Genomic DNA, 13,335 nt, shown 5'->3' on the forward strand with positions numbered 1-13,335 from the left:
AGGTTTGTGCTGGAGGCTATTCCGAGCCGAGAGGCGGCCGTCGGTCAACCGCAACGGAGTTGCCTGGTTTGGATTTGGCGAATTTCTTGATGTGCGCGGCGCGTTCACCGATTTCCATCAGCGAGCATTGACCACATATCTCGATGACCCCGAGGGAGATGGAAACCAGCGGATAGTCACGCTCCTTTCCGTCGCGTCCCTTGGCGTTGATCCACCCCCGTCGCTGGTCTTCGGCGCAGTAGCAATTTTTGACCAGCCTGCCGAAGCAGCGGGTCACCGAGCGGCAGACTTTTTCCACGGCGGAAGGGGTGGTGATAAGCACGAAATCGTCCCCGCCGATGTGACAGAGCCGGGAGTCCTGGCCCGCGTGCTTTTTCATGGCCCAGGCCATTATGTCCGCGGCCAGGCGAATGATCTGGTCTCCGTTTTTGAAGCCATAGGTGTCGTTGTAGACCTTGAAGTGGTCGAGATCGGCGTAGATGATGGAGAAGGACCGCTTCTGCTGGATGCGACTTTCCACCTCCCGCTCCAGGGAGACGTTACCGGGCAGGCCGGTCAACGGGTTCGTCCCCTTGGCCATGTCTATCTGAATCTTGGCCAGGGCGTTGAGCAGGTTCTGGACGCTGACCACGCCGTAGAGAAAGCCTTTTCTGGTGACGATGATGTCGTCATAGGCCTTAAGGGGTTCCCTTTTCATGGCGGCGCGCGCGGCCTGCTCCACGGGCATGTCGATGTCCACGATGAGCGGTCTGGTGTCCATGACAGTCTCGATGGAGCGCTTGAAATACAGGGCGATACCGTATTGCGACGAGAGCTGGCGGTTAAGGTGATACTCCATTATCAACCCTTTGGGGATGTTGTTCTCGACGGCAACGATATTGGTGAATCTGTTGTTTTTCTTGAAGAAATCGTGTGCCTCCGAGACCTTGCAGTTTGGCGAAAGGGAATGCGGAGGCTTGGCGATGTCGCCGATGGGCAGGGAGCAGGTGATGGTCTTGTTGGTCACATCGCTGACCGATTGCAGATCCAGGCATTGCTTGCTTACGCTCGGCTTTGGCGTTGCGGGCCGGGCGATGAAGTACCCCTGGCCATAGTGTACGCCGATGTCCTTGAGGCAGACAGCCTGTGCCTTGGACTCGATCCCTTCGCTGATGATCTTGGAGCCGATCTTGTCGGCGAAATTTACCGTGGTCTCCACCAGGGCGCGTTTGACCGGATCCTTGTGGATGCCATCGATAAGGGATTTGTCCAGCTTGATGAACTCTGGCTGAAGCTCTGCGATGGTGGTCAGTCCGGCATACCCGGCTCCTGCGTCGTCGATGGCGACCTTGAATCCCTGATTCCGATAGTGGTCCAGGGTCCGGTAAAAGAGGCCGAACTCCTGCACGGAGTGGCGTTCGGTGATTTCGAATACGATGTTGTCCGGAGTCAGCCCTGCCTGGTCCAGCAGGCGCAAGGTGTTGCCCGGTGTAAATTCGGGATCGGCCATGGTTTTGGGGTGGATGTTCAGGAAGAGCTTCTGATTCTCTCCCAGCTGGCCGATGTTGGCCGTGGCCGACTCTCGGCAGAGTTTTTCCAGAGCAAAGAGGCGGCCCAGTTGTTCCGCTGTTTCGAACAGCACCACAGGGGAGTGGAAGGAGGAATTATCCGGCCCCCGGCTCAAGGCTTCCCAGCCGAAGATGGTGCCGTTTCTAAAATCGAGAATAGGCTGATAGCGGGTGGAGACCAGCCCCTGGGCCAGGATGGCATTGAATCGGTTGGCCACCGAGAGCCCCTTCATGTTCAAGGGGATGCGGATCATGCGCCTGGCTTCGTCCAGGCTTTCCGAGAAGAGCGCATCGCTATCGGATGTTGTGGCGAGGTCCAGGACGGCGTAACCCATGCCAAGGTCGATTCCCAGTCCGGTCTGTCGGAACATGGTCTTTTTCAGCCCGTTCTGCGCCTGTACCTTGTATTCATAGGCCAGGTCAGCGGGCGCTCCCTGATGGGGAGCGAGAAAGGCCACCTCTCCAGGACCTACCGTGAGCATATCGACCTTGTTGAGGGCGGCCTTGGAACTGGTGAGGTGTTGTTTCAGTTCGAACTCAAGTTGCTCGATAAAACCGGCTCCATACATCTCCTTCAGGATAAAGTAGTCCTTGATGGCTATGAGCACCAGTGTGAGCCGGGATTGTTTTGTCGGAATTTCTCTTGCCAGGGTGTGACTGGCCAGTTGCATGTGCATGCAGTCCCTCTCCTCAGTTTTGCAGCGTGGAGTGAAAAGGCGGGTGAATTGTAGTCCGTTCATATGCTTCGTCCGAGGGCTGTGCTAAAGTGGGTTGTTCGAGCCGCCAGATTGAACGGGTAATTTCTACATGGCGGAAGGGAATGGGTGTTACCGAAGGGTGACGGTTCAAGAATGTTTTGGTGACATGAAAAAAGGCGATCGCTTAAGCGATCGCCTTTTGGGGTGCCGGATATAGGAGGGCTTCTGCTATCTGTAGTAGAGATTGCGCCCGCCGATGGTCAGCATGGTGTGTTGCAGGTTCTTGCGAATGTCCTTGCGGCTCCACACACCCTGGATATGGCCCCGTGAAAGGGCCTTGTAGCAATTGTGGTAGTTGGGCGGGATCTCGATGCCCGTGGTCTCCTTGATGACGCCGGGGCCTGCGAAGCCGAGGCGTGAGGAGCGGACCGCGTACTGGTAGGGCGAGCAGCCCAGGAAGGACGCTACCGGTCCGGCGTAGGAGTTGGTGTCGTAGAGGACGATGTAGAGGCCGCCTTCCTCAATGTACTTGCGCACCGCCATGGTGCAGCGGGGCATCTGGATCAGGCCGTTGACGCCTTCCTGGATGCGAATGCCTGCGGTACCGTGCACGTAGGCGAGGAAGGGCTGATGCTTGGTCTGCGCCAGCTCAAGGGCCCGAATGAACTTTTCGCCCTCGGCGGCCCCAACGGACCCGCCACGGAAATTGGCCACCAGGGTGGCGCAGGTCAGGCGGATGCCTTCCAGGCTGGCGTTGAAGGTCATGCAGCTGGACTGCAGGCCGGTCTTCTCTTTGGCCGCGTCAACCCGCTCCTCGAAGTTGGGGAACCCGGTGGGGTTGCCCGAGGCGATGTCGCGGTTGAACTCGCGGATGGAGCCCTTGTCGAAGATATTGTGCAGATACCACTGGTATTCCATGGGGAAGTTGTATCCGCAGTGGGGACAGACGCCGGCGAAGTCCGTGAACAGGTCGCGGGCCCAGATGTCCAGGCAACCGCGCTTTTCCGCGTGGGGGCAGGAGATTTCCCTGTCGACCTTGGCCTGCGGAGAGATGTAGCCGTCACCGTTGAAAGTGGGCGTTTCCTCTTCCTTGACCTCGGAGAGACCGGTCAGCTCCATTTCTTTCTGCTTGTCGTCGGTGGACTTTATGCCGAGTTTCTTGAGCCCGGCTCGCCAGATGGAATCGATCTTACCCGTGACCACGTGGATTTCGTCGGTGGCTTCCTCGATGAACCGGCCGATACGCTGCTTGAACGGCTTGATGATGCCGTAGAGGATGGCGGAAGTGGTGGAGGAGACCATGCCGCTGCTGGTGGCGTTGAGCTTTTCCAGCATGGAGCGGTTGTCCTGATAGGCGTTCTGGGCCAGCTTGCGGTACTTCTTGAAGCGGCGCTCGATGAGCCGGTCCCTGGCCTTGTCGTTCATGCTCCAGCGGACGATGATGTCGGCGTGCCTGCGGAAGAGTCGCAGGGCGGCGGCGCGGAAGAAGCGCACCCCGCGTACGGACAGGGTGACCTCGTCGGTGGCTCGAACCACCTGCTCACGGACCTGCTTGTAGAAGTCGAAATGATCGGCGCGGGCGCCCAGGGGCGGCTCCTCGATGATTTCGTCGATGTAGCCGTTTGCAAGGTTATCCTGAGCCGTGATCTTCTGTGCCATGGCGCAGGATTCGATCAGTTCGGTGGGAGCCCGTTCCGTGGACTTGATCCGTCCCTCGATGGCGGCCGCACCTTCGGGAGAGATGACCGAGTAGTAGCCGTGAGAGAGCATGAGACGCTTGTCGGCCATGCCGATGGCCTCGGCGCCGCCGGAGCCACCTTCGGAAAAGATGGCGATGATGGGAACCGGCAGTCCTGCCATTTCATAAATGTTTTCGGCGATCTGTTGGGCCGCACCGGGAAAGTCCTCGATTGGGTAGGAGCCGGGCGTGTTCACGTAGGCGTGGATGGGGATCTGCTCCATGGCCGCGACCTTCATGTATTTGAGCGCCTTGGAGTTACCCCACGGCTTGATGGAGCCGCCGTTGCGGAACTCCTGGCCGTGACCCTTTTCCTGACCCACGACCATGACCGGCTGGTTGATGATCTTCTTGCCTTTGCGCCGGGTGATATAGGCGCGGGCGATGAGCATCCCCGGATCGATGGAGTGTTCGTCCTTGCCGCCGATCTCGGTGTAATTGTCGTAGACGTTTTCCAGGATGTCCTTGAGGCAGGCTCGCTGCGGATGCCGGACTATGCGCACCTTGTCCATGGCTGTGAGCTGGGCATCGATGGCCGTTTCCATGGTGCTCAGCCGCTTGTCCAGGGACTTGATGGCGCGGACAGACTTGTCTTCGGGAGCCTGGGAATATTTGCCGGGGAACTCCAGAATCTCTCGGGCGAAGGCGTCCAGTTCAGGACGCGACTTGTTGCCCAGGATGTCGCGGGCATAGTTGACCCGCTCGGTGAGTTCACTGAGTTTCTTTTCTATATTCATAACGTGCCGGTTTAGAATTCAAGGAGATTTTCCGTTTTCTCTATCAGGAACGGAATGTTGGATTTCATGGTCGATCCGCTGGAATCGACGCCGTTGAGTTTCAGGTCCTTCAGGAAGCTGACGCCGCGTTCCTTGGCTTCCGCCAGGTCCTTGCCCCAGATGATGGCCAGGGCGAGGTTGGGGTCGTACTCGGTGGGAATCTGGTACGCCCGGTCGCGGGGAACATGCGTGTGGACCGAAAGCCATTCCTTCTGCGTCCAGCCGAGTTCCTCTATGCGGCCCACCCATGGGGTGAAGCCGTTGACCGTGTCTTCGGCGATGATCCGGTACTCGATGGAGACGCCGTCAAAGGTCACGTCATCCTGGGTGTAGCCCAGCTCCTCGCCCAGCCCGATGCGGATCTGTTCGCGGATGAGGTTGACGTTCCTGTCGCCCCTGACCGAAGCGATGTCGGCGGATACGCCGTTCTCGACCTGGATGCGTGTGTTGACCTCCATGAGAAAGGGCTCGCCGGACGGCGTCACGATCCACTCCCAGGTGCCGACGTTGTCATACTTGATCTCGCGGGCGATGGACAGGGAGTACTCGGTGATGTCGTTAAGCAGCTTTCCCGCGTCGAAGGAGTAGGGCAGGTCCTGCGGCCAGAAGCCCGGAGCGACCTCAATGCGTTTTTGCAGGCCCGGGCTCTGCACCGAGCAGTTGCGGGAGCCGAAATGAACAGGGTTAACGCCGGTACGGTCCGAGACGATCTGCACTTCCAGGTGGTTGAAGTCGAAGACGCGCTGTTCGATGAGGATGCCCTCGTCGTTGAAGGTGCGCAGGGAGAAGTTGCGGATGCGTCGGTAGGTCTGGCGGAAGCGGGCCATGTCCTCGCACTCGTCGATGCCCATGCCGCCACCGCCGGCCGAAGCCTTGACCAGGACGACGGGGCGCTTGATGCCCATCTTTTCCTGGAAGGCAAAGAGGGATTCGGCGATGGATTCGGCTTCAAGTTCATCGTAGATGGCACGGTCCGAGCCGGGCACCGTGGGTACACCGAGCTTACGGGCCAGCCGCTTGGTGTTGATCTTGTCGCCCAGGTCGCGAATGACGGGCCAGGAAGGGCCGATGAAGCTCATGGGCCGGTCGCGTTCGGTCACGCGGCGGGCAAAGCGGTAGTTCTCGGAAAAAAAGCCGTAGCCCGGGTGAATCGCGGTGGCTTCGGCCTGGTCTGCCACGGACAGGATGTCTCCGGCATCGAGATAGTTCTGGATACGGTAGAGCGAGCTGTTACCGCCCAGTTTCCGGGCCATATCCACATGGCCGGAGTGTTCATCTTCCTTGGTGTACAGGGCGACGAAGGAGAGGCCTAGTTCATTGCATGCCTCCATGATTCGCACGGCGATTTCGCCCCTGTTGGCTATCAGTACTTTGTTACCTTCTATACTCACTGGAATTTCTCACTTGATCGGTGATGTTTTGAAGCTGCCTTTAATAGCCCTTCTTGTCTCTTCTGGCAAATTTTTGAAAACACGCTTTTTTCAGCGATATCGGTGTATTAACATGAAACAGACGTTTAAATTTGTTAAGGAAAGACATTTACGGCAAATCGAAAATCCAACAAATTTGCATGTGGTGAATCAAAGAAGTTCCCACAATTGGCAATGCATGTCGGGCAAACTGGGATTGTCGATTGATGTGTTTCCCAAGCTTTAAAATGGGGCGTGCTCTCTGGATTAGTCGGAAGGTTCGTCGTGATGCGCTATTTTTTCTCGTGCGTGAAGACCCCATCCCATTCGGCTTCCGGGGGATTTGCTTCCAGCAGGCGGCACCGGTCCATATATAAGGCGTATAGCAGTGGCTCGGTGCCAAGGCCATCCAATTCCTTGAAGGCTTGGTGGGCTTCGGTGAAGCGTTTTTGTCTATAGAGGTTGAGGGCCTCTTCGTAGCGGGCCAGTTCTTCCGCTCTATTGGCGGCGCTATCTTCGGAGTAGACGGTGTAGATGGTGACGGGCTCACGCTTGCCCTTGACCCGCACCGAGTCGAGGACACGGAAACGGTATCCGCCGGAGCAGGCGTCAACTATTGATTGGCTGACGATCAGCTTTTGTCCGTAGAATTTGGTCAGTCCCTCCAGCCGAGAGGCCAGGTTCACGCTGTCGCCGATGATGGTGTAGTCGAAGAGATGCTCGGATCCCATGTTTCCAACACGGACAGGACCGCTGTGCAGGCCAATGCCTATCCGGATAGAGAATCCGTATTTTCCCCTGAAAATTTCATTAAGGGTTTCGAGTCGCTCAAGCTGAGCAAAGGCTGCTGTCAGCCCTTTTTCCTGGTGGTTTTCAGTGTCCAGTGGGGCATTCCAGAAGGCCATGATAGCGTCACCGATAAACTTGTCCAGGGTGCCTTCGTAATCGGTAATGATAGTGGTCATCGGGGTAAGGTAATCATGCAGCAGATCGGTGACCTGTGCAGGGGTGAGTTTCTCGGACAAGGCTGTGAAACCGCGGATGTCGGAGAATTGGATGGTCACTTCCTTTTCCTGCCCTTCCAGTGTGAGAGCATCGGGCCGTTCCATGATCTGGGAGATAACCGACGGCGCGAGATAGTGGGCGAAGGCACCGTGGATGAAGCGTTTGGCCCGCTCCTCGCGCCAGAACTTGGCGCCCATGACCAGGGTGAAGGTCAGGATAAGGTTGAAGAAGGCATAGACTGGCGAAACATACAGCAGATGTTTGGTATAGAAGTAGACTGAGCCGTACCAGATGCCCGCCCCCATGATTACCAGCGGAACCGCCATCCACGCCGCTCCGGTCCAGAGTAGAAGCAGGGTGGTAAGCAGTCCGGCCGCAGCCATGGCGCTGAACTCCAGACCGATGCCCCAGTCGGGCTTTTTCAGGAATTGTTTGGACAGGATGTTGTCCACGATGGTTGCGTGTGCCTCCACCCCGGGAAAGCTGGGGTCCAGCGGAGTGGCGCGGATGTCCTTGAGGCCTGAGGCTGAAGTGCCGACGAAGACTATCCTGCCTTTCAAGGCATCCAACTTGAGCCTCCCGCCCAGGACGTCTGCGGCGCTGATGTATTCGAAGGTCCGGGAAGGGCCACGGTAGTTGATCAGCATGCGTCCCTGCATGTCGGTGGGGATGGTAATGTCGCCCAGGCGGAGAGACTCCACCCCGTTGGTCGACATCTTCAGCAGCAGGGTTTCCTCACCCGTGGCCTGCATGATCGCGGCCAGCGCCAGGGAAGGATAGAGCTTTTCGTTCCAACTGAAGAGCAGCGGAACGCGGCGGTAGATGGAGTCATGATCCGCGCCGATGGTGATGAAGCCGACTTTGGGTGCCGCCATGGCCAGCGTAGACAGGGGACAGATGACTTCATCCGCTTTCAGGAGGGCCTGGTGTGGTGAGGGAGCGTCTTTTGGCCGGTGTGTCGCCACATTGGCTGGAGGAATGAAGCACTCCCGTCCCAGATCCGTGAAATCGATGGTACTGTTCACATCCCGGGATAGAAAATCGATGCCGAGGATGAAGGGGCCGGTCCTGAGGTTGTCCGCAAGCAGCTTATCGTTGTCTTCCAAGGCCGGAGGGAGTCCGCCGATATTGATGTCGACTTTCAGTTCTTTTTTTAGCTGTCGACGGATGATCTTGGGCGAAGTCTTGTCCGGCTCGACAAAAATGATATCCGTGGCAACGGCGGCCGCCCCATATCCCTGCAACAGCTTGAGCAGCATGGCTACCCTGTAACGGGGCCACGGCCATTGTCCGAGGATTGCCAGGCTTTTTTCATCAATATCGACTATCACGGGGACATCTGTGGACTTGTCCGAATGGTACAGGTTCATGAAGCTGTCATAGGCCTTGTAGTCGAGATATCTTATGAATGACGGCTGTTCCTTGAAGAGTGCCGACATGAGCAGGGTGGCGGCCAGCCCTATGCACAGGAGCAGGAGGCGGTCTTTGTCGAGCTGTTTTATCATGTTCAGGACACCGTTGGATGGGCTGAATGTCGAAGCGTAGCAATGCCATGCCGATAATGTAGTAATATTTTTGATGAAAATAACATGGCTGTTGCTAATCGTCCGTTTTTTTACTAATGTATGTACGCTAAAAGGCGGGCGTTCTTCTAATCGATTGAAATTGTTGCCGATGGATCAACGCCTCCTGCTATGTACATACACATGGGAGTAAGCTTTGAAAAGGCTGTTTGCATATACCGTCGCCGGACTTGCCGTTCTGGCCGTCGTTCTTCTGGGACCAGGGGCTTCATTTGCGCAGGAACGCAATCTCGATCTTGACGCGCTGTTGGAAGAGCTTGTCCAAACGCATGACCGTATCAAGGCTTCGGAATCCCAGCTTGAATCCATGCGTCACCAGTACGAGGGGACACGCGGCGGCTGGATGCCGAGTGTGGATCTGAGCGCTGAGGGCGGCCAGGAGAATATCAGCAAACCCAGAGAATCGGAAACGCAGATGTCGCGCAACGAGCAGACTCTGAGCGCCCGGCAGCTCCTCTACGATTTCGGCGGGGTTTCCGGTAAGATCGATTCCGCCGCCGGGCGTGTTGGGGAGTCCGAGTCCCGTCTGGCACAGGTTCGTCAGCAGATCATGGCCGAAGGCATCATCGCCTATCTTCGCGTCATTCGCTCCAGAGAGCTGGTCAAGTATGCCTTCCGTTCGGAGGAGAGCATCCGGGAATTGTCCGGCATGCAGGAAGTTCTCGTTGAGCGGGGCGCCGGCTATTCCTATGAGGAGCTTCAAGTCAAGGGCCAACTGGCCGGAGCCCAAGCCTACCGGGTGACCCAGCAGCGAGAACTCAAGACTGCAGTCAACAATTTCAAGTCGGTGTTCGGCTTCGCTCCCACGGACGAGGAGATCAAGCGACTGCACTCCGTGCCCGTTCCCCGCAAGTACATGCCCGGCAGCGTCGAGGAGGCCGTGGCCGTGGCCTACGAAAACAATCCGCTGCTATTGGAAGTCAAACACTCCATGGATCGCCTTGAGGGCGATCTGCGCACTTCCGAATCCCGCTACTACCCCAAATTCGATGCGGTGCTCGAAGCCGAGCGCATGGAAAACGACCAGGCCAATGCCGGGGTGCGCACCGAACAACGGGCCACACTGGAAATGAATTACAATCTTTTCTCCGGGTTCCAGGACCTGGAAGGGGTCCGGGCGGTCAAGTCCGACATGAACGGCGCGCAGCGGACCTTGCAGGATCGCCAGCGCACGGTGGAGGAAGCCGTGCGCAACGCCTGGCTTGAACTGACCACCCTGAGGCAGAATTCCGAATTGTATGAAACCCGGGCCAATATCACCTGGGAATTTCTCGGACTGGTCAAAAAGAAAAAGGCGATGGGCGAGGACGTACGGCTGCTGGATATCCTGGTGGGTGAACGCGACTACATCAGCGCAATCAGCGCCAAGATCGCCACGGATATCGATACGATTATTGCCGGATACACCCTGTTGTACCAGATGGGGCTCATCACCAAGGACATCACGGAAATGTAAGCGCGGGGCACGGCCCTCGGGCGAGTCCGCGGGAGAAGCCGGCATGAACGAGCTATTCAGACGTCTGTTTCGAATCAAGTCCCTTGCGGCGGAGATTATCGCCGCCTCCTTCTTTGTCAATATTCTGTTCCTCGCTTCGCCCATCTTCGTCATTCAAATTCTCAGCCGCTACATCGGCTATGGGTTTGACGGAACCCTGTATACCCTGACGGCAGGCATGCTCATTGCCCTTCTGTTGGGCATGGGTTTTTCCGTAATCCGGACTCGGATGTGCGCGGAAGTCAGCCGCGAGCCCGATCGCCAGCTTCAGGAAGCGGTGCTGCGATCTCTTTGCGAACTCAAGGCCCAGGCCCTGGGACGCCTTCCCGAGTCCAGAATTCAGGAGATCATGGCCGCGCCGCAAATGGTCCAGTCCGCGTATGAGGCTTCCAGAATCGCCTCGGTGCTGGATATGCCGTTCTTCGTTCTTTTCGTTCTGGCCGTGTTTGTGCTCAGCCCGCTGCTGGCCGTGATAACCCTGCTGGCCGTGGTCATGCAGCTTGTTTCCGGCAAGCTTTCCATGCGCAGTCTGAGCCGGGCCGATCATGCCTACCGGGAAGAGATGGTGCACCACCGGGGCAGCGTAGTTTCCGCTATCCATGGAGTGGAGACGGTCAGAGCGCACGGCGGCGGGCACTTTCTGCGTGGGTTATGGGAACGGCAGGTCGTCGGTCTGGCAGCCTTCAAGGAGGCGATTCTCGTCCGCAGAAGTTGGTCCCTTGCGATCGCTCAACTGCTGAGCTCCCTGCTCAAGGTGGCCGTGTATGCGGTGGGCGCGAAATTGGTCATCATGGGGGAGCTGTCCGTAGGCTCGCTCATCGGTGTGTCCATCCTCTCTGCAAAGGCGTTGCAGATCGCCACCAGCTTCATGCAGACTCTGGAACTGATGGGCAAGTCTGATGAAGCCATGGACAAGATCCGCGAATTTCTCAAGCTGCCGAGAGAGGACGCAAGCGGCACGGCCCTGAATCGATTCTCCGGGAAACTGGAATTTCGCGATGTGAGCATGGGGTTTGCCGGGGCCGCGAGCCCACTTTTTGAATCCTTGAACCATAGCGTGCTTCCCGGAGCTGTGGTGGGGATTCTCGGCGGCAATGGCGCTGGCAAGACCACCTTGGCCCGACTGCTTGTCGGGCTGGTGGAACTCGTGCGTGGTCAAATTCTGGCCGATGGGGTGGACTTGCGGCAACTGGCCTCGGAGTGGTGGCGGGGGCAGGTCATGTACATGCCCCAGGAGCCTACATTTCTGAACGGTACCATCCGGGATAACATCACGATGGGCAACCCGGATATAGAGAACGACCGGCTCAATGAAATTATCAGGCTGACGGATCTGCGCCGCTTCCTGGACTCTACGTCCAAGGGCATGGAGACAGTCATGGAAGAAGGAGGGCGCAGTCTTCCCGTTGGCATCCGCAAACGGCTTGCCCTGGCTCGCGCTCTGGCCATGCAGGGACGATTGGCGGTTTTTGACGAGCCTACCGAAGGATTGGACAAGGACGGCTGTGAGGCTGTGTCTCGAGTCATGGCCGGTTTGATCCGGGACGGCGTAACCCTGGTGGTTGTGTCGCGTGATCCTCTCGTTGCCAAGACTTTTACTACGCTCATCGATCTGGATTCGAAGCCCATTCCCCGTATCGGACTCGTCCAAAAGGCGGACAAGGTCCGCCAGCTTGAAACTTCAGCAAAGGCATAGGCGGAGATGGCAGTGCAAGACGAAATCCGTTCCGTCAAGTGGACGACCCGTGCGTTCTTTTATCTGTGTGCGGCCTTTTGCGTCAGCTTTTTCATCTGGGCGGCGGTTTCCCCGCTGGATATCGTCAGCAACGCCATGGGCGAAGTGGTTCCCAGTTCCAAGGTGAAGCGGATCCAGCACCTGGAAGGCGGCATTGTCCGTGCCCTCAAGGTTCGTGAGGGTGACACGGTCACCGTTGATCAGCCCCTGATCGAACTGGAGGCCACAGCCAGTGATTCAACCGTGGAGGAGCTCAACGTTCGGGTGGCATCCCTGAAGGTTGAAATGCTGCGTCTGGAAGCCGAATCCCGTTGGTTTGACGGCGGAGGCAAGGAGTCTGTTTCTCCAATGGCCGTTGATCCGTTCGAAGTAACGCCTGTTTTCCCGGGCGAACTTGGCAAGGATGCTCCGGACATGGTGGCCCAGGCGAAGGAGCTGTATAACGCCCGACGGGAACGGTTCGTGAACGACATCAAGGCGCAAGAGGAGCAGATCAAGCAGCGGCAGCAGGACATTAAGGAAATTACGGCCCGTATCCGCAACCAGCAGCAGAACCTCAAATACGTGCGCGAGCAGATCAAAATCAGTGAAGGGTTGCTCAAGGACAAGCTTACCACGCGGTACAAGCATTTGGGATTTCTTAAGGAAGAATCTTCGCTGGTCAGCCGTATTGAAGAGGACCGGGCAGCCTTGGACAGGTCCCGCTCCATGCTTTCATCCGCCCGGGAAGCCCTGGCCCAGATTTCCAACCAGTTTCATGAGCAGGTGCAGTCCGACCTGCGCAGGGCGCGGCGCGAGTTGCTGGAGTTTTCCCAGCGCCTGCGCAAAATGTCAGACAGCCTGCAACGGACTGTTATCAGGTCGCCTGCCAACGGCATCGTCAAGACCGTGTATATCATGGGCGAGGGTGAGGTTGTCCAGCCCGGCATGACCGTGCTCGACATAGTACCTGCGGATGACAAGCTGGTCATCGAGGCCCACCTGCCGCTGGGTGACATCGGTTATGTCCAGGTAGGGCAGCCCGCATCGGTCCGGCTGGCTACCGGAGACGCGCGCATGTTCGGCAATTTGACTGGCAGCGTCAGGCGAATCAGTCCGGACGCTATCACCACGCCCGAGGGAGGGACGTATTACCGGGTTCTCGTGGAGACCGAGAGCGATCACTTCCAGAAGGGAAGCCGGAAGTATCAGCTCTATCCGGGCATGCGTCTGCTGGTGGCCATCAAGACCGGTGAGCGAACCGTCATGGAATATCTTGTCTATCCCTATTTTGACACGCTCTATCACGGGTTGCATGAACGGTAGTCGTTTGCACCGTATGAATTTTGAAGGGGCGTTTCGCCCCTTTT

7 protein-coding genes are annotated in these 13,335 nt (G+C 57.6%); 3 read left to right on the top strand and 4 right to left on the bottom strand.

Translation table 11 applies throughout. The annotated features are described in order from the left end of the window. Positions 1 to 16: 16 nt before the first annotated feature. From GM415_RS13545 to GM415_RS13560, 4 genes are all read right to left on the bottom strand, one after another. Entirely contained in the window at positions 17 to 2,224 is a 2,208-nt protein-coding gene (locus GM415_RS13545) for a GGDEF domain-containing protein (RefSeq protein ID WP_158949061.1), read from the bottom strand. 249 nt (positions 2,225 to 2,473) lie between these two features. Next, a complete protein-coding gene (locus GM415_RS13550) occupies positions 2,474 to 4,720 on the bottom strand; it encodes a carboxyl transferase domain-containing protein (RefSeq protein ID WP_158949062.1) in 2,247 nt (748 codons plus the stop codon). An 11-nt stretch (positions 4,721 to 4,731) separates the two neighbouring features. Further along, on the bottom strand, positions 4,732 to 6,150 hold the full coding sequence (locus GM415_RS13555; protein ID WP_158949064.1) for a biotin carboxylase N-terminal domain-containing protein: 1,419 nt from the start codon (positions 6,148 to 6,150) through the stop codon (positions 4,732 to 4,734). Between the two features lie 311 nt (positions 6,151 to 6,461). Next, positions 6,462 to 8,678, bottom strand: a complete 2,217-nt coding sequence (locus GM415_RS13560) for a CHASE2 domain-containing protein (protein ID WP_158949066.1) — start codon at positions 8,676 to 8,678, stop codon at positions 6,462 to 6,464. A gap of 214 nt (positions 8,679 to 8,892) precedes the next feature. Here GM415_RS13560 and GM415_RS13565 point away from each other — a divergent pair, with 214 nt between their 5' ends. From GM415_RS13565 to GM415_RS13575, 3 genes are read left to right on the top strand one after another with little or no spacing between them, the layout of a single operon-like run. Next, the gene (locus GM415_RS13565) at positions 8,893 to 10,212 is read left to right on the top strand and encodes a TolC family protein (RefSeq protein ID WP_242012249.1); all 1,320 of its coding nucleotides are present in this window, start codon (positions 8,893 to 8,895) and stop codon (positions 10,210 to 10,212) included. Positions 10,213 to 10,255: 43 nt separating this feature from the next. After that, a complete protein-coding gene (locus tag GM415_RS13570) occupies positions 10,256 to 11,947 on the top strand; it encodes an ATP-binding cassette domain-containing protein (protein WP_158949068.1) in 1,692 nt (563 codons plus the stop codon). 12 nt (positions 11,948 to 11,959) lie between these two features. Then, positions 11,960 to 13,291 (top strand): HlyD family type I secretion periplasmic adaptor subunit, encoded by a 1,332-nt coding sequence (locus tag GM415_RS13575; protein WP_242012250.1) that lies wholly within the window; start codon positions 11,960 to 11,962, stop codon positions 13,289 to 13,291. Positions 13,292 to 13,335: the final 44 nt, after the last annotated feature.

The sequence above is a fragment of the Pseudodesulfovibrio cashew genome, assembly GCF_009762795.1.
In the GTDB taxonomy this organism is placed as follows: Bacteria; Desulfobacterota; Desulfovibrionia; order Desulfovibrionales; family Desulfovibrionaceae; genus Pseudodesulfovibrio; species Pseudodesulfovibrio cashew.

Bases quoted from the DNA above. Each gene is read 5' to 3' on its own strand.
- GM415_RS13570 (WP_158949068.1), top strand. From the start codon at position 10,256: ATGAACGAGCTATTCAGACGTCTGTTTCGAATCAAGTCCCTTGCGGCG.
- GM415_RS13545 (WP_158949061.1), bottom strand. From the start codon at position 2,224: ATGCACATGCAACTGGCCAGTCACACCCTGGCAAGAGAAATTCCGACA.
- GM415_RS13550 (WP_158949062.1), bottom strand. From the start codon at position 4,720: ATGAATATAGAAAAGAAACTCAGTGAACTCACCGAGCGGGTCAACTAT.
- GM415_RS13560 (WP_158949066.1), bottom strand. From the start codon at position 8,678: ATGATAAAACAGCTCGACAAAGACCGCCTCCTGCTCCTGTGCATAGGG.